Genomic DNA, 18,312 nt, shown 5'->3' with positions numbered 1-18,312 from the left:
GGAGAAGGGGGAGCCTATCAACCCCGCGCCGCGCCAATAAAGAGACGAGGACCCACGCATGGACATGCTTGACGACGCAACCGAGAAGCCCAAGGCCGACGCCGACATTCGCGTCGGCCGGCGCGTGCGGGCGCTGCGGCTGGAGCGCAATTTGTCGTTGGCCGAGCTGGCAGCAAAAGCCGGCGTCTCCATTGGTGCGCTGAGCCAGATCGAGCGCGGCCTGTCTTCGCTGCGCGTCAAGGTGATCTGGCCGCTTGCGGCCGCGCTCGACATCGAGCCTTTGGCGCTGATCACCGACGGCAACGAAGCCGCCAACGATCTCTATTGCGTGCGCGCCGACAAAAGGCGGCAGCTCCCGGTCAAGTCGGAAGGCATCGCCAAGGCGCTGCTGTCGCCGCCGGGCGCGGCGCTGACCGGCCTCTTGGTGACCGTGGAAGCCGATGGCGGCACGGCGGAAGCCTATGCGCATATCGGTCACGAGTTCGGCTATGTCCTGTCGGGCGAGGTCGAACTGGTGGTGGACTCGACAAAATACGTGCTGAAGAGCGGCGACTCCTTTGCCTTCAAGAGCACGCTTCTGCACGCCTTCCGCAATCCCGGCACCGAGCCTTGCCAGATCCTCTGGGTCAACACCACCAAGCCGTCCGAGGTTCGCGATGGCGCCTGACGCACTGGTGCGGCTGGACAAGGTCTCGAAGGTTTTCCCCGGCGGCATTGTTGGGCTCGACGCCGTCGATCTCGATATTATCAGCGGTGAGTTCATCACCCTGCTCGGGCCCTCGGGCTGCGGCAAGACCACCAGCCTGCGCGTCATTGCCGGTTTCGAGAGCCCGTCGAGCGGCAAGGTGCTGCTCGATGGTCGCGACATCACCGCGCTCAGGCCGTTCGACCGTCCCGTCAACACCGTGTTCCAGGATTATGCGCTGTTCCCGCATATGAAGGTCGCCGAGAATGTCGGCTTCGGCCTGTCGCTGCGCAAACTGTCCGGCGCCGAGCAGGCAAAGCGCGTCCGCGAAGCCCTCGACATGGTCGGCCTCGCCGACAAGCTCGGCGCCCGCGTTTCCGAACTGTCGGGTGGCCAGCGCCAGCGCGTCGCGCTCGCCCGCGCCATAGTCTGCGAGCCGCGCGTTCTGTTGCTCGATGAACCGCTGTCGGCGCTCGATGCGCATCTGCGCGAACAGATGCAGGTCGAACTGAAGCGGCTGCAGTCGCGGCTCGGCACCACCTTCGTCATGGTCACCCACGACCAGACCGAAGCGCTGTCGATCTCCGACCGCATCGTCGTCATGAACAAGGGCCGCATCGAGCAGATCGCGCCGCCGGCTACGCTTTACGACCGGCCGGCGACGAAATTCGTCGCAAGCTTCATCGGCACCATGAACCTCTTGCAATCGCGCTTCATCGGCCGCGACGGCGACCGCCTGCGCTTCGCCGCTGGCGGGCTTTCGCTGGAAGCAACATCTGAAACCGGCGACACACCCGGCGAAGGCACTGAGCGCACCCTCGGCGTTCGCCCCGAGGACTTGCTGGCCACCACCGATGCCGCCGCCGGCACCGCGCCGGCGCGCGTCAACTCCATCGTCTTCCACGGCCGCACGCTGCGGCTGCATGCTGAGCTGGGGCAGGGATTGCCGGTGGTGATCGATGCGCCGCGCCAGGCCGAGGGCTTTCAATTCAGCGTCGGCGACGTGGCGCATATCAGCCTGCGCCGTGGTGCCAACTGCCCTATGCTGCCAAGCTGATCCAACCCAATCCCTTCATCGACGGTTGGATTTAACCTGCTGTGAAGATCGCCAAGGTGGAATTAAGTGTGAATTGACTCGCAAAGGAACATATTCCTACTTTGCGGGATGCCCGAACTAAGCACCCGACCGCGCCGAAATGTGCAAACCCTCTGCTTGGCGCATGAAGTCGGGCAGCTAATTCGTGTTCGATGTCGGAACTGCAACATCACTCGACACTATCTGCCTGGCGATCTCGCAAAGCTGGTTGGTGATATCCCCTTTTGGGATGTGGAGCGGCACATGCGGTGCGAGCGCTGCAAAGGTCGTGAGCTCGATGCAGGCATCATTCTGCCAAGCGCTGCTGAACGCCTTAAAATTCGCGTCAGACGTCTTGTCGAAATCCGCATGGTTCGCCGGGTAATCTGGCGAGACGACGATTGAGGAGAGCCGATTTCGGGCTAAAACAGAGACCCTTGGGCCGGGGCCTGTGGTGGGAACTTGATCTGTGTGGCTGGCTTCTCAACGATCACCAACGCGTCGTTGGGCGCCGTCCGCTGCAAACGCCGTGCTTCCGACCATGGCGCCGTCAGCCAAGCCTCGGTTTCCTCCGGCGTGGTGAGGATCACGGGCATAGCCTTCTCATGGATCGGCGCAATGAGAGCATTAGGCTTGGTGGTCATGAAGGCGTATAGCTCGAAGTCGCCGGGACCGTCCTTGACCTTTCGCACGCCCTGCCAAGACGTCCAGAAACCAGCGAAGAAGAACAACGGCCGGCTCTCGCCACGGGCAAACCAGTAATTTCGCTGGATTCCTGTTTCCGGGTCTTTATCGTTCGCCGCAGGGCTGGGCTCGGCAAAGCTGGTCACCGGCACGACACATCTGTGCTCGACCCCCACATATTGCTGCCAGTGCGAATATTGCGGATTGCGAACGTTGGTGGTGCCGTAGTCGGCCTTACCTTTCATGCGCTCGGGCGGCGTTGGCAAACCCCAAAGCAGTTTCGCCAGTTCACGCTCCCCATCCGTCCTGTTGCGAACGACAAGCCCAGGTTGATTGGGATAGACATCAAGCGAAGGTTCGAGGTTGCCGCTGATATCGCGCAATGTGCGGGTCCATTGGCGGACCGCCTCTTGCGTCGTCGTGATGTTGTAGAGGTTGCACATGCACCCAGCATTGCGGAATTGGCTTTTGTCTGCAACCGAAGTCGCTGTCCGACGCCGCCGCAATCGTCGTCACACAGCCGCGCTATATCATCGTCCTGACACACCTTGTCAGCTGTCGTGCGGGTAAAGGTGGCGGGCCGGCAAGCGCTTCCCTACTTCAAACCAGTCTGAACAGGAGGAACACACATGACCATCGCGGATGTTGCCAAGGATTTCACTGAAATGCTCCAGCAGGGGGATCACCTGGGTGCTGGTGAAAAGTACAATGCCGATGATATCGTCAGCCTCGAAGCCATGGAGGGGCCGATGGCCATCGCCCGTGGCAAGGAGGCTCTCAGGCAAAAGGGCGAATGGTGGCAAGAGAACCACGAAGTCCATGGCGGCTCTGTCGAAGGCCCCTATGTCAACGGCGACCAGTTCGCGGTGCGCTTCAAGTTCGACATAACGCCCAAGGCCACCGGCGAACGGGTCACCATGGACGAGGTTGGCCTGTACACCGTCAAGAACGGCAAGATCACCGAAGAGCGCTTCTACTACTGAGCCCGGGTGCCGTAGGGTTCCGGCGCACTTCGCTGCACGACCCAAAAACCAGGCGGCCGGGACAAAGTCCTGGCCGCAGTGGGAAAAGCTCAAATGGTCTTCACATACTGCGCCAACTGATCGGCCACCGTGCCCCAGCCGTCGAAGAACCCCATCTCTTCATGATTGTTGCGGGTAGCCTGGTCGCGATGGATGGCCGTTGCCGTGTAGCGCGTGCCCTTGTCATCCGACTGAAGCGAAATGACTGCGGTGATGAAGGGCTCGCCCGAGGGCCGATAGCCCGGCAGCAGCGCATCGGTCCACACCAGCCGCTCGTTCGGCACGATCTCGAGATAGCAGCAATGGCGGTCGTTGACCTCCTTGCCGTCGGGCGATTGCATGCGCGTCCGGAACAGTCCGCCCGGACGAAGGTCGATCTCGCAATCGGTGATCAGCCAGGGCTTGGGCGTGAACCATTGCTTGACATGCTCCGGCACCGTCATCGCGCTCCACAAGAGTTCGCGCGGCGCGTCGAGCTTGCGCTCCAGCACAAGGTCCAGTCTGGGGTCGGGCTTGAAGGGATAGCTCACTTTTCTTGCTCCTTGAGGCTCATCACATAGGCGTCAAATTGATCGAGTCGGCGCTCCCACAGCGTGCGCTGTTCGGCCAGCCAGTTTTCGGCGAGCTGCAGCGGTTCGGGCGCCAGCTGATAGGTCCTGGTGCGGCCGATTTTTTCCGATCGCACCAGTCCGCAGCCTTCCAGCACTTTCAGATGCTCGATGAAGGAAGGCAGCGCCATCTCGAAAGGCTGCGCCAACTCGCTGACCGAGGCGGGACTGCGGTTCAACCGCTCGACCACGCGCCGCCGCGTCGGGTCAGCCAGCGCGCGGAAGATGCCGTCGATCGGCGGGAGACTTGTAGTTGGGGGGTGGAGGCTTGGCATGGGCGATCCTGAGGTCCGTCGACGGGTATAGAAATATACTTAGGAAAATTCCTTAGTTTGCAAGCCCTAAAAATGGGCTGATGTGACCGGGGTGCTGGCAAAGCGGGAAGGACGGTTTTAGGCTGTCCGGCGGATTCGACCACCAGTCAAGGGAAGCGCGTTTTGACGATCACAATGTACGGCATCACCACCTGCGACACGATCCGCAAGGCGCGCACCTGGCTGGAGGGCCATGCTGTGCCCTACCGCTTTCACGACTACCGGGCCGAGGGGATAGAGGCGGGCAGACTGGACGGGTGGGTCGGCAAGGTTGGCTGGGAAAAGCTGCTCAACAAGGGCAGCACCACATTTCGCGAACTGCCGGACAAGGACAAGCAAGGGCTCGACGAGAAGAAGGCCAGGAAGCTGATGCTGGCCAACCCGACGATGATCAAGCGCCCGGTGCTCGAGGTCGGGGATGAGATTTTGGTGGGGTTCAAGCCGGAGGCTTATGAAGGGGTGGTGAAGTAGCGTAGCCTTGCCTCGTCAGCCTATGGCGTAGCAAGGAGCGAAGCGACGCAGCGCAGACCCGAGGATGACGAACGCGTGGAGGGCGATCGCTAATTGTGAAGGCTTTCGCTTGCGGCGTATGCAGCGGTTCGCTGTCTCTCAACCCGTCCCGCGCAAATACCCCGCCAACGCCACCGCATTGTTATGCGCCTCGTCATGCGCGCCATAAAGCAGCGTCACCTTGGCCTTGCCGAGCAAGCCACGCAGTTTCGCCACCGCTTCTCTATTCCCATCCAGCTCGACCGAATACCGCACCTGAAACTCCGCCCATCGCGCCGGCTCATGTCCGAACCACCTCCGCAATTCATCGCTCGGCGCGATCTCCTTCAGCCACAGCGTCAGCGCGGCATCCTCCTTGCTGATGCCGCGCGGCCAGATGCGATCGACCAGCACCCGCTGCCCGTCATCGGGCGCGGGTGCTTCGTAAATTCGCTTGACCGTCAGGTCGAAGGCCATCCGCCCTCCGCGAGCTTACGCCCACTCACCCTTGCGCATCACCGGCACCTTGCGGCCATCCTTGTGCACGCCGTCTATGTCGATCTTGTCCGAGCCGATCATCCAGTCGATGTGGATAAAACTCTTGTTGCCGCCGCGCTGGGCGATTTCGTCCTGGGTGAGCGAGGCGCCGTCGACGAAGCATTTTGAATAGCACTGCCCGAGCGCGATGTGGCAGGCGGCGTTCTCGTCGAACAGCGTGTTGAAGAACAGCAGGCCGCTGGCCGAGATCGGCGAGGAATGCGGCACCAGCGCCACCTCGCCGAGCCGGCGCGAACCCTCGTCGGTGTCGAGCACTTTCTTCAGCACGTCCTCGCCCTTCGAAGCCTTGGCCTCGACGATCCTACCCTCTTCGAAACGCACCGAGATATCATCGATCAGCGTGCCCTGGTAGGACAGCGGCTTGGTCGAGGAGACATGGCCGGAGACGCGCCGTGCATGCGGCGTGGTGAAGACCTCCTCGGTCGGGATGTTCGGATTGCAGGTGACGCCGTTCTTGGCGGTCGAGGCGCCGCCCATCCATTCATGGCCATCGGCCAGCCCGACGGTGAGGTCGGTGCCCGGGCCGCTGAAATGCAGATCATGGAAATTGTGCTCGTTAAGCCACTTTGTGCGGCCGCGCAGCGCTGCATTGTGCGCCGTCCAGTTTGCGATCGGGTCTTCCACATCGACCCGTGATGCCGAAAAGATCGCATCGGCGAGCTTCACCACGGCGACATCGTCGGCATCGCCGGGGAAGACCTGTTTTGCCCAGGCGAGATCCGGGTAGGCGACGATGTTCCAGTTGATGTCGAAGCCGGTGATCTTTTCCAGCGCCGGCTGGTAGGCCATCGAGTTCGCCTTGTTGGCGCGCGCCACTTTCGCCGGGTCCTGCGCCGACAACAGCGACGGGTCCTCGCCGCGCACGGCAAGCCGCGCCGCATTGTTGGAAAAGGCCTTCGCCATGCCTTCATACATCCAGCCGGCGGCGCGGTCGAAGCCGGCATCCGCCCCGTAGCGGAAGCGCGCCAGCGTGATCTCGTCATCGTTGAAGATCGGCGTTACCAGCCCGGCGCCGGCCTTGTAGGCGTGCTCGACGATGCGCCTGGTCAGCGGCAGGGCTGCGATCGACGAGGTCAGCACCAGATCCTGCCCCGGCTGCAATTGCAGCCCGACCTTGATGGCGACTTCCGCCAGCCTGTCGAGCTTCACCGGGTCGATCGTTGCGGAAACGCCGCGCGAATGTGTGGTCATGATCCTGCCTGTCTTGGTCTTGGGGGTGAAGCTTCCAACATAGGTCGGCGCAGCTGTGCTTTCCAGCACTGTCGCGACGGACAGCCCTAGGCAGCGCTTTCCAGCGCGCTGAACTGCGCCACGGTCGCCGCGATTTCCTCGCGGATCCAGATCTTGAAATCGCGCACCTTGCGGCTTTCGGTCTTGGTCGCCGAGGTCACCAGCCAGTAGCCGAGGCCGCTCTGCGCCCGCACGCCGAAAGGCGCGACGAGGCGGCCGTCGGCCAGCGCATCGGCGGCCAGCAATTGCCAGCCGAGCATGACGCCATGGCCGGCGATCGCCGATTCCAGGCACAACATCGGGTCGGTGAAGCGCGCGCCCTTGCGAAAAGTGACCGGCTCGGCCCCGGCAGCCTTGAACCAGCTCTCCCAGTTGATCATCGCCCGCTCGTCGGTGATGGCGCAGGTCTGCGCCAGGTCTTCGATCGACTTCAGTTTCTTGGCGATCACCGGCGCGCAGACCGGAAAGACTTCCTGCGCCAACAAAAGTTCGGCCCGGCCGCCCGGCCATTTGCCGTCGCCAAGCCGGATGGCGATGTCGATGTCGGAACGTTCGAGATCGGCCAGCCGCACCGAGGCGTCGATGCGCAGCAGCACATTGGGATGCCGGTCGAAATGCCGCGACAATCGCGGCAGCAGCCATTTCGAAGCGAAGGCCGGCGCCACCGAAACCACCAGCGTGCATTGGCTTGCCTCGTCGGCCAGCGCCACCGCCTGCGCCAGTTCGCGAAAACCGGCGCCCAGCCGGGCGGAAAAAACCGTGCCGAACTCGGTCAGCACCAGCCCGCTCGCCGTTCGTTCGAACACCGCTTGTCCGAGCTGCTTTTCGGTGCGGTTGATCTGCTGGCTGACGGCGCTGACGGAGACGTTGAGCTCGCCGGCAGCCGCCGCCAGCGAGCCGAGGCGGGCGACGGTTTCGACGGCGCGCAAGCCGTTGAGATGGACGCGGTTCAGCATGGCCATTCCAGTTTTTCTAAACCGGCGCGGCCGAAATCTCAATTGAAAGACGGCGAGACAGGGCAGATTCTAGCGAAGACAACCAGACCGAGGAGGCGAGGATGGTGACGATCGTATCATTGCTCAAAGTCTTTGCCGCCGGCTGCACGCGGCGGCGCCCTGACGGGGATGTCCTCAATTGGGTGACCGATCCGCTGTCGCATCCCGTGCTCGACACCATGTCGGAGCGCGAACTCGGCGACATGCCGTTTCGCCTGACGGCGCGCCGCACTGCATACGAGACGGCGCAAGCAGGCTGCCGCTGAAATCGCGGACGCGGTAACTGGGAAGGCGATACTGTCGGCGCCAGCGCTGCCCCTCATTGCCCTGCCGGGCATTTCTCCCCGTACGGGGAGAAAGGTCGCCGGCGCCGAAGGTTTCGCCAATTGCCAGCCCTGCAGGCAAGGGCGCCGAGGCACACGGTTAACCCCCTTCTCCCCGTCACTATACGGGGAGAAGGTGCCGGCAGGCGGGGCGGCGCGACGCCAAGTGGCCCTCGCGCTCGGCACATTCACGCCAACGGCCACTGTCGCCGCCGCCAAGTCTGGCCCAACGCAAGTGGATTGGTCTGACCGGGCAGCACCCTTATTGTGCGCTGCAATGAACGCCGCTCCATCACCGTTGCGCCTTGCTCTCGCTGGCATGATCGCCATGGCCGTCGCCATGGGCATTGGCCGTTTCGTCTACACGCCGATCCTGCCCGGAATGATGGAAGAACTGCATCTGTCGCCGGCCGATGCCGGCTGGATCGCGTCGGCCAACTACCTCGGCTACCTCGTCGGCGCGCTTGCGGCGGCCGGCGGCTGGGCGCATGGGCGCGAGCGGCTGCTGATGTTTGGCGGCCTTGCCGCCAGTGCTGCGCTCGCCGCCCTGATGGGACTGACCGAAACGATGACGGCCTTCATCCTCATCCGTTTCCTTGCCGGTCTCGCCAGCGCCTTCGTCATGGTGTTCATGGCCTCCATCGTCTTCGGTCACCTGGCAGCCGCCAGCAGAAGCGACCTGCAGGCGCTGCATTTCGGCGGCGTCGGCCTCGGCATCGCGGCATCCTCGGCGCTGATGGCGGTTCTGGTCACCGAACATGCCGGCTGGGCTTCGGGCTGGCTGTGGTCGGCAGCGATTTCCGCCGGCGGCCTTGCGCTCGTCGCCTTGCTCGCCGGCGGCACCGCACCTGCCAGCGGCGTGGCCGACCGCGAACCGGCACTGCCGAGGGACCGGTCGTTGGCAAAAGTCATCCTTGCCTACGGCCTGTTCGGCTTCGGCTATGTGGTGACGGCGACCTTCCTGGTCGCCATAGTGCGCCAGGGCGGCGGCGGCCGCGTCTTCGAGGCAAGCGTCTGGATGGTCACCGGCCTTGCCGGCTTTCCCTCGGTCTGGCTGTGGCAAAAGATAGCGGCACGGATCGGGCTTTATACCGCCTATGCCTTGGGCTGCCTGGTCGAGGTCGTCGGCGTCACCGCCAGCGTCGCCATCGGCGGCACCGCCGGGCCATTGCTCGCGGGAGTCCTGCTCGGCGGCACCTTCATCGCCATAACAGCACTCGGCCTGCAGACGGCAAGGCTGCTTGTCCCGCAGGCGCCGCGCCGGATTTTTGCGCTGATGACCGCTTCCTTCGGCATCGGCCAGATCGTCGGCCCTGTCGTCGCCGGCCTGCTGGCGCAAGCCTCGGGCAACTTCTTCCTCGCTTCGATCGTCGCTGCTGCGGTCTTGCTGGTCTCGGCAGGCATCACCTGGTCGGCCGCGCCAAAATCGCCATGATTGTGGTCTTGCTCGATGCCGGGCATCGGGCACGGGCATTTGCTTTCCACCTAATGTGTGACTTTATGCCCCTAACCAGCAACCCCGCTGATTTGCGCACCGACCGAGGAATTCGCCACAGTGTTCGTATCCTTCTTCCCGCAGCCGAAGCTGTTTTTCACCTCGGCCGCCGTCTGGAGCCTTTTCGGCATCCTGTTTTGGTTCTTCGGCGGCCAGCAGCTGGGCGCAAACATCGGCTTGCCGCCTGCGGCGGCCGACGCGCCGGCCATCGGCGACATCTCTGTGTTCTGGTCGCTCCCATTTCTGTGGTTTTATGTCTATTTCGCGTTTTTCGTGGCCGCCTTCTACGCGTTCTGGGCTTGGTATTCGCCGCATCCATGGCAAAATTGGTCGATCCTGGTCACCGCGATCATCCTGTTCCTCATCTATTTCAATGTGCAGATCAGCGTCGCGGTCAACGCCTGGTACGGGCCATTCTTCGACTACGTCCAAGGGCTGATGTCAGGAAAGATTGAATCCACTGTCGGCGAATTTTATGCTGGACAATCCAGCTTTGTCTGGCTGGCGTTGATCGGCATGAATGTATCGGTCGTCAATGCCTTCATTGTCAGCCACTGGGTCTTCCGTTGGCGCATGGCGATGAACGGCCATTTCATGGCCAATTGGGGACGGCTTCGCCACATCGAGGGCGCGTCACAGCGTATCCAGGAAGATACGATGCGTTTCTCCCAGATCATGGAAGATCTAGGAGCTACCTTCGTCCAGTCCATCATGACGCTCATCGCCTTCCTGCCGGTCATGGTCGCTCTGCAACAGCATATTACCGAATTGCCAATCATCGGCGCTGTACCCCAGCCGCTTGTCGTAGCGGCGATCGGCTGGTGCCTTTTTGGGACGCTCGCCGTAATGCTTGCCGGCGTCAAACTCCCGGGCTTGCAATTTCGCAACCAGCGCGTCGAGGCAGCCTATCGCAAGGAACTCGTCTATGGCGAGGATCACGAGGACCGTGCTCAGCCGGAAACAACGACGGAACTGTTCGATAATGTGCGGAAGAACTATTTCCGCCTATATTTTCATTACATCTACTTCAACGTCGTGCGTTACACCTTTCTTCAGGCAGATAATATATTCTCCTTCATTATTCTCGCCCCGTCCTTTATCGCGCACAAGATAACCTTTGGATCGCTCAGCCAGATATCCAACGCCTTCGGGCGAGTGACGGGATCGCTCCAGTTTTTGATCAATTCCTGGTCGACCATCGTTGAACTCCAGTCGGTTCACAAACGCTTGCGCGCCTTCGAAGCGACACTGCAAGGCGAGCCGCTGCCGCCCATCGATCAACGTTACCTTGAGCGGCAGAGCGCCGAAGATCCGGCGTAAACCGAGCTTTGACGATTGAACGAAGTGGGCGGCTCAGCCGCCCACCGCCGCCTGTCTGTCGCCGCCACGCTGCCTCTGCACATAATCGCGGAAGCTGATGCACTCGACATTGGCTTTGACGCAGGTCTCGTCGGCAAAGCGCTCAAGCGCATTCCAATAGGCGCCGTCATTCATCAGGGTGAAGTGGAAGCTCAGCACCAGCGGGATGCGCTTGCCCTGATATTGCTTGTCGAAGGCGGCGCGGAAGGCCTGGTAGGTCCGATCGCTGAACTCGGCTGCCTGGCTCGGCCGCTCGAAGCCGCCGGAATGCCGGACATAGAGATTGTAGTCCATGGCGATCACCGGCCTTGAATTCGGGCCTTCCGGGATCTGTGGCAGCGAAAAGCGGGTCAGGCCGCCGCCGGTCGGCGGCTCGACCGGGCCATTCGAAGCGCCGCTGGCGTCATAGTGGTAGCCGGCTTCAGCCAGGGCCTCGTAGAGCCCTTTGCCGGTCGAGAGGTAGGGTGCGCGAAAGCCGACAACCGCATGGGCGATAGCGCGCCATCCCTTGGGCTCGGGTTCAATACCGTTGATCGCATAGGCGTTTTCCAGAATGCGCTCGAACGAGGCGAATTCCTTCAGCCAGTCGGCCTTGCTCCAGTCCTTGCCGTCGAAATGGCCGCAGCCATGGCTGGCAATGTCATGGCCCTCCGCAGCGGCAAGCCCGATCTGGTCGAGTCGGTCCGCGACTTCCTGCTTCGAGACGGCAAAGCCGATGTTGGATTTGCCCGCGGACCTGGCCGGCGCGGTGTATTCGGCGCGTGTCTGCTGCGACAGCAGGAACACGCAGGAAAGGAAGTAGGTGAAATGCGCGCCGGTGCGCTTGGCTAGCGCCCGGCTGCGCTGCCATTGCGATATCTCCCGGGCGCTGTCGAACGAGATGATGACGATCTGCTTCGGCTTTGCCGGGGATGGCGCCGCCGGCGGGTCGGCGTAAGCAACGCCCGCCGTGGCAAGCACAGCGGTGGAAAATGCGACAACGCGGGACAAACGAGGCATCGGCAATCTGGGCTTGATCGGAGGCAGTCCAAGCCGGCTATCGGCAAAATGTGGCGTGGGTGCGATCAATGTCGGCAGCTATGCGCCCGGCGATTAGCCGATTTTCCTGCCGAGCCCCTTCCATGCCCGCGAAATTTCGCTAAAACGCGGGCTCAAGAAGCGCCCCTGTTGGGGCAGCAATGGTTTTGATTGATGTCCGACGACAGTTTTATCCGCGAAGTCAACGACGAGATCCGTCGCGAAAAGGCGCAGGTGCTTTGGGATCGTTTCGGTCCGGCGATCTTTGGCCTCGCCATCCTGGTGGTTCTCGGCACCGCCGCCTTCGTCGGCTACCGCTATTGGGACGAGACCCGCGCCAACCGCTCCGGCGATGCCTTCTCGCAGGCGCTGAAGCTTGCCAATGACGGCAAGAGCGACGAGGCGCTGACCGCCCTCGAACAGCTGGAAAAGGACGGCTACGGCGCCTATCCGCTGCTCGCCCGCATGCGCGCGGCAACCGTCAAGGCCGACAAGGGCGACTTTGCCGCCGCCGTCGCCGATTTCGATGGCGTCGCCGCCGACAACGCCATTCCCCAGGGCATTCGCGACATGGCGCGCCTGCGGGCCGCCCTGCTGCTCGTCGATCACGGCTCCTTCGCCGACGTCTCCAGCCGCGTCGAGGCGCTGACCGCCGACAACAACACGCTGCGCCACACAGCGCGCGAAGCGCTCGGCCTTGCCGCCTGGAAGGAAGGCAAGACCCAGGATGCGCTGAAACTGTTCGACCAGATCGCCGCCGATGACGGCGCCCCGCGCAACGCGCGCCAGCGGGCGACGCTGATGTCGGAATTGATCCGCGGCTCGGGCGCGTCATGATACGCATCGCCCAAAGCCTGCCCTCGGGCCTGACCCAAGGGCGCGCTGCGGTTTGGGCGATGATATGGATAGCCGGATGAGCTTCAAAGTCGCCATTATCGGCCGGCCCAATGTCGGCAAATCGACGCTTTTCAACCGATTGGTGGGACGGAAGCTGGCGCTTGTCGACGACACGCCGGGCGTCACCCGCGACCGTCGCGTCCACGCGGCCAAACTCTACGATCTGCATTTCGATGTCATCGACACCGCCGGTTTCGAAGACGCCGCCGCCTCGACGCTGCCCGGCCGCATGCGCGCGCAGACCGAGATCGCCATCCGCGAAGCCGACCTGATCTTCTTCACCATCGACGCCAAGTCCGGGCTTTTGCCCGACGACCGCACCTTTGCCGAGATCGTGCGCAAGTCCGGCAAGCCGGTCGTGCTGGTCGCCAACAAGGCCGAGGCCAAGGGCGCCCAGGGCGGCATGCTGGAAGCCTGGGAACTGGGCTTGGGCGAGCCGATCCCGGTCTCGGCCGAGCACGGCCAGGGCATGCCCGATCTGCGCGACGCGGTGATCGAGGCGCTAGGCAAAGACCGCGCCTTCGGCGAGGAAGAAGACGAGGCCGAGGACGTCGCCGCCAGCGAGGTGCTGATCGGCGAGGACATCACCGATCCCGACGCCGAACCCGCCTATGACGACACCAAGCCGATGCGCATCGCCGTCGTCGGCCGGCCCAATGCCGGCAAGTCGACGCTGATCAACGCGCTGATCGGCGAGGAGCGGCTGTTGACCGGCCCGGAAGCCGGCATCACCCGCGATTCCATCTCGGTCGACTGGGACTGGCATGGCCGCCGGATGAAACTGTTCGACACCGCCGGCATGCGCCGCAAGGCCAGGATCCACGAGAAGCTGGAAGTGATGTCGGTGCAGGACGGCTTGCGCGCCATCCGCTTTGCCGAGATCGTCATCATCGTGCTCGACGCCACCATCCCGTTCGAGAAGCAGGATCTGCAGATCGCCGACCTGATCATCCGCGAAGGCAGGGCGCCGGTCATCGCCTTCAACAAATGGGACCTGATCGACAATCCGCAGGAACTGCTGGCCGAGTTGCGCGAAAAGACCACACGGCTTTTGCCGCAGGTGCGCGGCATCCAGGCGGTGACGGTTTCGGCCGAGACCGGCCGCAGCCTCGACAAGCTGATGGATGCCGTCATCAAGACGCACAAGGTGTGGAACAGCCGCGTTTCCACCGGCAAGCTCAACCGCTGGCTGGAAAGCATTCTGGCGCATCACCCGCCGCCCGCTGTCGCCGGCCGCCGGCTCAAGGTCAAATATGTCACCCAGGCCAAGACCCGGCCGCCGGGTTTCGTCGTCCAATGCTCGCGGCCCGACGCGATGCCGCAATCCTATGTCCGCTACCTCTCCAACAGCCTGCGCGAAGCCTTCGACATGCCCGGCGTGCCGATCAGGATAGCGCTGCGGACTTCGGACAACCCGTTCGCGGGGAGAGCGAACAAGCGCAAGTGAGCGCAAATAAGCTTCAGGCTGGCGGGACAGCACCCCCCTCTGCCCTGCCGGGCATCTCCCCCGCAAGGGGGGAGATCAGTCGTTTCGTCTTTGGAGCCTCTCTTGCAACGTTGAAAATTGGCGAAAGCATTCGCGAGATCCAATCTCCCCCCTTGCGGGGGAGATGTCCGGCAGGACAGAGGGGGGGTGTGACGGAACGCTACGCTGGACAGCCGCTTCCGTCTAAGCGACCTCTCTCAACCGCTCGTCCTGCGGCAGCGCCGCCACCGCCGCGTGCCACAATATATCCGCCAGCCGCGCCGCCACCGGGTCCAGTTCGGCGTCTTTCTGGTGCAGCACCAGCGCCATGGTTGGCAGCGCGGGTAAGCCCAACGTTTGCGGTGCCATCGTCCTGACATTGGCCGGCAGGCCGATATCCGTGCGGATGGTCAGGCCGAGGCCGACGGCGACCGCCGCCCAGATGCCGCCAAGGCTGGGGCTGGAGAAGGCCATCCGCCATGGCAGGCCGGCGCGGTCGAGCGTTTCCGTCGTCACTGTGCGCAGCAGGCATGGCGCTTCCAGCGCCACCAGCGGCAGTGCCTCGCCCTCGCGTAGCCTGGTCTCGATCAGCTTTGCCGGCCCGATCCAGCGCAATTGCGCGTCGCCGACATGCCGGCTGTAAGGCAGCGCCTGGCCGCTGTCCCAGGCCAGCGCAATGTCGAGATTGCCTGATGTGATCCGCTCGGCGAGTTCATAGCTGCGCCCGATCCGCGCCTCGATCTTGACCTTGGGGTGCGCGCGGGCGAAGCGTCCGAGCACCTCCGGCAGCACCGCCTCGCCGAAATCCTCCTGCAGGCCGAGCCTGACCCAGCCTTCCAGTTCCACGTCGTGGATGGCCGAGGCCGCCTCGTCGTTCAACTCGAGCAGCCGCCTGGCATAGCCGAGCATGGTTTCGCCGGCTTCGGTCAACGCCAGTCCGCGGCCCGACTTGCGGAAGATCGGCGTCGCCGCCTGGTCCTCCAACTTCTTCAGTTGCGCGCTCACCGCCGAGGTCGAGCGTCCAAGCCGGTCGGCGGCCTTGGCGAAGCTGCCGAGTTCCATGCCGGTGACGAAGCTTCGGAGGACATCGAGGTCGAAGGTTACGCGGCGCATCACAACGATCCTGTTTTTCGGGAACAATTGTCAAAAACTTCCCGATATTCGGGATGAAGTTATGGCGGTAAAGACGAGGCGTCAAGGTCCCGAAAGGGCATCAACAGGAGTCCCGCCATGTCGATTGCCGACGCAAATTGTGAGCCAGGCCGGGTTGGCCGAGCCGCCGCCGTCACGTCGAAGGCTGAACGATTTCGCGCCAATCATCGCTGGAAGGTGCTTGGCATCGGCGTTGCCGCCAATGCCAGTTTCTCCGCCACCTTCGCCGGCATACCGGCGGCGGCGGTGTTTCTGCGGTCGGGCTATCACTTGAGCAATGGCAATCTCGGCCTGGTCCTCGGTCTTCTCGGACTGGGCGTTGCCTTGAGCGAACTGCCCTGGGGTCTGCTCACCGACCGCTGGGGCGATCGCGGCGTGCTATTGACCGGCCTTGGTGCGACCGCGGCGTGGCTCGCCCTGATGGCGTTGTTCATCGTGCCCTCAGTGACCTATGTGCCTGGCGTCGCAATGCTGGCCGCATGCCTTCTGGTCACCGGCCTGCTCGGCGGCAGCGTCAACGGTTCCAGCGGCCGCGCCATCATGGCCTGGTTCCACGAAGGCGAACGTGGCTTTGCCATGAGCATCAGGCAGACCGCGGTGCCGCTCGGCGGCGGGCTCGGCGCGCTGGTCCTGCCGTCGCTGGCATCGGTGCACGGTTTCGCGGCGGTCTTCGGGCTGCTGGCCGCCATGAACGCCGTCTCTGCGCTGTTTGCCTGGCGATGGCTGCACCAGCCGCCGGAACTGGACAATGCCGGCAGCATGGCCATGGCAAAGTCGGGCGGTCCGGCGCCGCTGCGCAATGTCGAGGTCTGGCGCATCGCCACCGCCATCGGCCTGCTCTGCTTTCCGCAAGTGGCGGTGCTCACCTTCGCCTCCGTCTTCCTGCACGATTTCGCCGGCATGGCCACGCTCACGATCAGCGCCAGCCTTGCCGCGGTGCAGACCGGCGCGATGGTGATGCGCGTCTGGAGCGGCCGCTTCACCGACCGCCATGGCAACCGCCGCTGGTTGCTGCGCCTCTGCAGCATGACGAGCGCGCTTGGCTTCGCGGCCGTCGGCCTGCTGGTCCTGGCGGCAGGAGCCACGCCAGACGCCCATGCCGCGTTGATCCCCGCGATCGACGTGCTGCTGGTCGTTGCCGGCATTTCGGTCTCCGCCTGGCATGGCGTCGCCTACACCGAACTCGCCACGCTTGCCGGCGCCAGCCGCGCCGGAACCGCGCTCGGTCTTGCCAACAGCTTCGTCTTCATCGCCTTCTTCGTGGTGCCGACCGCCATTCCGGCTTTGCTGCTCATCTGGTCGTGGCCTGGCGTCTGGCTGGTGGGCGCGCTCTGCGCCATGATTGCATGGCCAATTTTCCTGCGGCCGAACTGACGGGTTGGCCGGCCTGCAAGCGGCGTCCCATTTCGGGCCGCTTCGGAAAAACACGATCAACCGCGTTAACCCCGCATCAAGGTTAATGCTTCACTTTGGCTCTCCAGTGGCTCAGTGGCGTTTCTGGAGAGTTCCCCGTGCATCGACGTGTCCTGAAGCGGCTGGCCGCCGCCGCCGGTGAGAAAAAACGTTCCTTCGTATCGCCATTGGTCATCGGGCTCGGCATCTGGATCGGCTTTCCAACTGTCGTCGCCTACCAGGACATGGGCAGCTTGATTTCCGGCCTCGAAGCCTCGGGCACCCGCTGGAACTCTTATGTCGAGCGCTCCGTCGCCGGCTCGGTTCATGCCGCCGAAATGCCTTTCATCGATTCCGTCACCACCGGTTCGCTCTCGGGCTCGGGCGTGCGCCTGCCCGGCGTCGGCAAGGTCTCGTTTCGCGGCAAGGGCAATGTCGCCGGCATCACGCCCGACGAGGACCGCATCATGCGCGCCGACAAGAAGGGCCGCATCATCCAGGTCTCGCCGGTGGCGCCGCCGAAGAACTTCAATGCCGGCTCGATCTTTCAGCGCACGTCCTCGCTGCTGCGGCCGAGCATGGACAGCGGCCTGAAGCTCGCCTTCGCCAAGCCCGGCATCAAGGGCAAGGAAATCCAGATCGCCCAGGCCTTCCACACCAACGTGGACAAGAAGCCCGATCCCGGCGTGCCGGCCATGCTTGCCGCGTTGGTCAACAATGACAGACCGGACGTGCTGGCCACCGCCTATGCCCAGGCCGAACCCGATTACGCCAAGGCCTCACCCTTCGAAGCGCTGCTGCAGGACGAGGAGCCGAGCAGCGGGCGCTTCATTCCGCCGATGGCCAAGGGTGACCACTCGTGGATCCAGAACCCGCTGCCGGCCAGCGTCTTCTCCACGAAGGAGCAGGCCTGCCTCGCCAACGGCATCTATTTCGAGGCGCGCGGCGAATCCGTGCGCGGCCAGGCCGCCGTCGCGCAGGTCATTCTCAACCGCGTCCGCAATCCGGCCTATCCGAACTCGATTTGCGGCGTCGTCTACCAGAACGACAACTGGCTGAACCGCTGCCAGTTCTCCTTCGCCTGCGACGGCCGCAAGAAGCGCATCGAGAGCCCCGCCCACTACAAGACCGCGCAGGACGTCGCGATGGCGGTCACCGCCGGCAAGATCTTCATTCCCGAAGTCGGCTCATCGACCCACTACTACGCCAACTACGTCCATCCGGGCTGGGCGCGCACGATGCAGAAGATGACCAAGATCGGCCTGCATATCTTCTACCGCACCTATGGCGGCGGCTGGAGCTGAGTCCTTCGGCTTGCCTGTCCCAAACGGACCGCAAAAGGTCCCGGAACCCGAAATCGGACAGCGGTCGCCGGACGGATTCGGGGCATGTGCCGACCCGATAGTGGCGGGCACGATGTCGCACCTCGCCAAGTGATTGATTCCAATAGAAAAAATACATGGCTTTGAAGTCCCGCCCGTGGCTTGACGGGCGCAAACCCTCTAACTATGTTGCCGGCGACTTTAGAAGCGGACGGACGGTGACGGTCTGA

At 63.4% G+C, this 18,312-nt stretch carries 19 protein-coding genes; 11 read left to right on the top strand and 8 right to left on the bottom strand.

The annotated features are described in order from the left end of the window. Nucleotides 1-58: 58 nt before the first annotated feature. Nucleotides 59-667: a helix-turn-helix domain-containing protein gene (locus tag ACYG9R_RS04300; RefSeq protein WP_023823469.1), complete on the top strand. Its 609-nt coding sequence runs from the start codon at nt 59-61 to the stop codon at nt 665-667. After that, nucleotides 657-1,742: an ABC transporter ATP-binding protein gene (locus ACYG9R_RS04295; protein WP_023696595.1), complete on the top strand. Its 1,086-nt coding sequence runs from the start codon at nt 657-659 to the stop codon at nt 1,740-1,742. The genes ACYG9R_RS04300 and ACYG9R_RS04295 overlap by 11 nt, the downstream gene beginning before the upstream one ends. A gap of 440 nt (nt 1,743-2,182) precedes the next feature. Here the strand turns inward: ACYG9R_RS04295 and ACYG9R_RS04290 are convergent, their stop codons facing one another. Continuing rightward, nucleotides 2,183-2,887 carry an SOS response-associated peptidase gene (locus ACYG9R_RS04290; RefSeq protein ID WP_023684394.1) on the bottom strand — a complete coding sequence of 235 codons (705 nt, stop codon included), beginning with the start codon at nt 2,885-2,887 and terminating at the stop codon, nt 2,183-2,185. Between the two features lie 186 nt (nt 2,888-3,073). Here ACYG9R_RS04290 and ACYG9R_RS04285 point away from each other — a divergent pair, with 186 nt between their 5' ends. Beyond that, nucleotides 3,074-3,427 (top strand): nuclear transport factor 2 family protein, encoded by a 354-nt coding sequence (locus tag ACYG9R_RS04285; RefSeq protein ID WP_023684393.1) that lies wholly within the window; start codon nt 3,074-3,076, stop codon nt 3,425-3,427. 89 nt (nt 3,428-3,516) lie between these two features. Here ACYG9R_RS04285 and ACYG9R_RS04280 read toward each other — a convergent pair whose 3' ends face one another. Both ACYG9R_RS04280 and ACYG9R_RS04275 read right to left on the bottom strand, forming a co-directional pair. Continuing rightward, on the bottom strand, nt 3,517-3,996 hold the full coding sequence (locus ACYG9R_RS04280) for an SRPBCC family protein (RefSeq protein WP_023726386.1): 480 nt from the start codon (nt 3,994-3,996) through the stop codon (nt 3,517-3,519). Then, on the bottom strand, nt 3,993-4,349 hold the full coding sequence (locus ACYG9R_RS04275; RefSeq protein WP_050590509.1) for an ArsR/SmtB family transcription factor: 357 nt from the start codon (nt 4,347-4,349) through the stop codon (nt 3,993-3,995). The genes ACYG9R_RS04280 and ACYG9R_RS04275 overlap by 4 nt, the downstream gene beginning before the upstream one ends. Before the next feature lie 162 nt (nt 4,350-4,511). On the opposite strand from ACYG9R_RS04275, the gene ACYG9R_RS04270 reads away from it, so the two are divergent. After that, nucleotides 4,512-4,859 (top strand): ArsC family reductase, encoded by a 348-nt coding sequence (locus ACYG9R_RS04270; protein WP_023709906.1) that lies wholly within the window; start codon nt 4,512-4,514, stop codon nt 4,857-4,859. Nucleotides 4,860-4,997: 138 nt separating this feature from the next. Here ACYG9R_RS04270 and ACYG9R_RS04265 read toward each other — a convergent pair whose 3' ends face one another. From ACYG9R_RS04265 to ACYG9R_RS04255, 3 genes are all read right to left on the bottom strand, one after another. Beyond that, the gene (locus tag ACYG9R_RS04265) at nt 4,998-5,354 is read right to left on the bottom strand and encodes a DUF488 domain-containing protein (protein ID WP_023823467.1); all 357 of its coding nucleotides are present in this window, start codon (nt 5,352-5,354) and stop codon (nt 4,998-5,000) included. Nucleotides 5,355-5,369: 15 nt separating this feature from the next. Continuing rightward, nucleotides 5,370-6,626, bottom strand: a complete 1,257-nt coding sequence (locus ACYG9R_RS04260) for an aminopeptidase (RefSeq protein WP_023823466.1) — start codon at nt 6,624-6,626, stop codon at nt 5,370-5,372. A gap of 86 nt (nt 6,627-6,712) precedes the next feature. Then, on the bottom strand, nt 6,713-7,627 hold the full coding sequence (locus ACYG9R_RS04255; RefSeq protein WP_023823465.1) for a LysR substrate-binding domain-containing protein: 915 nt from the start codon (nt 7,625-7,627) through the stop codon (nt 6,713-6,715). 95 nt (nt 7,628-7,722) lie between these two features. On the opposite strand from ACYG9R_RS04255, the gene ACYG9R_RS04250 reads away from it, so the two are divergent. From ACYG9R_RS04250 to sbmA, 3 genes are all read left to right on the top strand, one after another. Further along, nucleotides 7,723-7,926 (top strand): hypothetical protein, encoded by a 204-nt coding sequence (locus tag ACYG9R_RS04250; protein WP_023687097.1) that lies wholly within the window; start codon nt 7,723-7,725, stop codon nt 7,924-7,926. 334 nt (nt 7,927-8,260) lie between these two features. After that, entirely contained in the window at nt 8,261-9,418 is a 1,158-nt protein-coding gene (locus tag ACYG9R_RS04245; RefSeq protein WP_023823464.1) for a YbfB/YjiJ family MFS transporter, read from the top strand. 120 nt (nt 9,419-9,538) lie between these two features. After that, nucleotides 9,539-10,798, top strand: a complete 1,260-nt coding sequence (gene sbmA / locus ACYG9R_RS04240; RefSeq protein WP_023684385.1) for a peptide antibiotic transporter SbmA — start codon at nt 9,539-9,541, stop codon at nt 10,796-10,798. A 33-nt stretch (nt 10,799-10,831) separates the two neighbouring features. Here sbmA and ACYG9R_RS04235 read toward each other — a convergent pair whose 3' ends face one another. Then, nucleotides 10,832-11,836 (bottom strand): polysaccharide deacetylase family protein, encoded by a 1,005-nt coding sequence (locus ACYG9R_RS04235; protein ID WP_023823463.1) that lies wholly within the window; start codon nt 11,834-11,836, stop codon nt 10,832-10,834. A 192-nt stretch (nt 11,837-12,028) separates the two neighbouring features. Between ACYG9R_RS04235 and ACYG9R_RS04230 the strand changes: the two genes are divergently transcribed. Next, nucleotides 12,029-12,691, top strand: a complete 663-nt coding sequence (locus tag ACYG9R_RS04230) for a tetratricopeptide repeat protein (protein WP_023823462.1) — start codon at nt 12,029-12,031, stop codon at nt 12,689-12,691. Nucleotides 12,692-12,767: 76 nt separating this feature from the next. After that, nucleotides 12,768-14,198 carry a ribosome biogenesis GTPase Der gene (gene der, locus ACYG9R_RS04225; protein ID WP_023823461.1) on the top strand — a complete coding sequence of 477 codons (1,431 nt, stop codon included), beginning with the start codon at nt 12,768-12,770 and terminating at the stop codon, nt 14,196-14,198. Between the two features lie 222 nt (nt 14,199-14,420). Here the strand turns inward: der and ACYG9R_RS04220 are convergent, their stop codons facing one another. Next, nucleotides 14,421-15,329 carry a LysR substrate-binding domain-containing protein gene (locus ACYG9R_RS04220; protein WP_023823460.1) on the bottom strand — a complete coding sequence of 303 codons (909 nt, stop codon included), beginning with the start codon at nt 15,327-15,329 and terminating at the stop codon, nt 14,421-14,423. 117 nt (nt 15,330-15,446) lie between these two features. Here ACYG9R_RS04220 and ACYG9R_RS04215 point away from each other — a divergent pair, with 117 nt between their 5' ends. Next, nucleotides 15,447-16,742 (top strand): MFS transporter, encoded by a 1,296-nt coding sequence (locus ACYG9R_RS04215; protein ID WP_023823459.1) that lies wholly within the window; start codon nt 15,447-15,449, stop codon nt 16,740-16,742. A 137-nt stretch (nt 16,743-16,879) separates the two neighbouring features. Continuing rightward, the gene (locus ACYG9R_RS04210) at nt 16,880-18,064 is read left to right on the top strand and encodes a cell wall hydrolase (protein ID WP_023668487.1); all 1,185 of its coding nucleotides are present in this window, start codon (nt 16,880-16,882) and stop codon (nt 18,062-18,064) included. Nucleotides 18,065-18,312 lie beyond the last annotated feature (248 nt).

This window comes from Mesorhizobium sp. RSR565B (assembly GCF_054719465.1).
The sequence above is the reverse complement of the archived record's forward strand: the minus strand, read 5'-3'. Positions and strand labels throughout refer to the sequence as shown.

Coding starts and splice junctions, on each gene's coding strand:
- ACYG9R_RS04300 (WP_023823469.1), top strand. CDS start 59: ATGGACATGCTTGACGACGCAACCGAGAAGCCCAAGGCCGACGCCGAC.
- ACYG9R_RS04295 (WP_023696595.1), top strand. CDS start 657: ATGGCGCCTGACGCACTGGTGCGGCTGGACAAGGTCTCGAAGGTTTTC.
- ACYG9R_RS04290 (WP_023684394.1), bottom strand. CDS start 2,887: ATGTGCAACCTCTACAACATCACGACGACGCAAGAGGCGGTCCGCCAA.
- ACYG9R_RS04285 (WP_023684393.1), top strand. CDS start 3,074: ATGACCATCGCGGATGTTGCCAAGGATTTCACTGAAATGCTCCAGCAG.
- ACYG9R_RS04275 (WP_050590509.1), bottom strand. CDS start 4,349: ATGCCAAGCCTCCACCCCCCAACTACAAGTCTCCCGCCGATCGACGGC.
- ACYG9R_RS04265 (WP_023823467.1), bottom strand. CDS start 5,354: ATGGCCTTCGACCTGACGGTCAAGCGAATTTACGAAGCACCCGCGCCC.
- ACYG9R_RS04260 (WP_023823466.1), bottom strand. CDS start 6,626: ATGACCACACATTCGCGCGGCGTTTCCGCAACGATCGACCCGGTGAAG.
- ACYG9R_RS04255 (WP_023823465.1), bottom strand. CDS start 7,627: ATGGCCATGCTGAACCGCGTCCATCTCAACGGCTTGCGCGCCGTCGAA.
- ACYG9R_RS04250 (WP_023687097.1), top strand. CDS start 7,723: ATGGTGACGATCGTATCATTGCTCAAAGTCTTTGCCGCCGGCTGCACG.
- ACYG9R_RS04245 (WP_023823464.1), top strand. CDS start 8,261: ATGAACGCCGCTCCATCACCGTTGCGCCTTGCTCTCGCTGGCATGATC.
- ACYG9R_RS04235 (WP_023823463.1), bottom strand. CDS start 11,836: ATGCCTCGTTTGTCCCGCGTTGTCGCATTTTCCACCGCTGTGCTTGCC.
- ACYG9R_RS04230 (WP_023823462.1), top strand. CDS start 12,029: ATGTCCGACGACAGTTTTATCCGCGAAGTCAACGACGAGATCCGTCGC.
- der (WP_023823461.1), top strand. CDS start 12,768: ATGAGCTTCAAAGTCGCCATTATCGGCCGGCCCAATGTCGGCAAATCG.
- ACYG9R_RS04220 (WP_023823460.1), bottom strand. CDS start 15,329: ATGCGCCGCGTAACCTTCGACCTCGATGTCCTCCGAAGCTTCGTCACC.
- ACYG9R_RS04215 (WP_023823459.1), top strand. CDS start 15,447: ATGTCGATTGCCGACGCAAATTGTGAGCCAGGCCGGGTTGGCCGAGCC.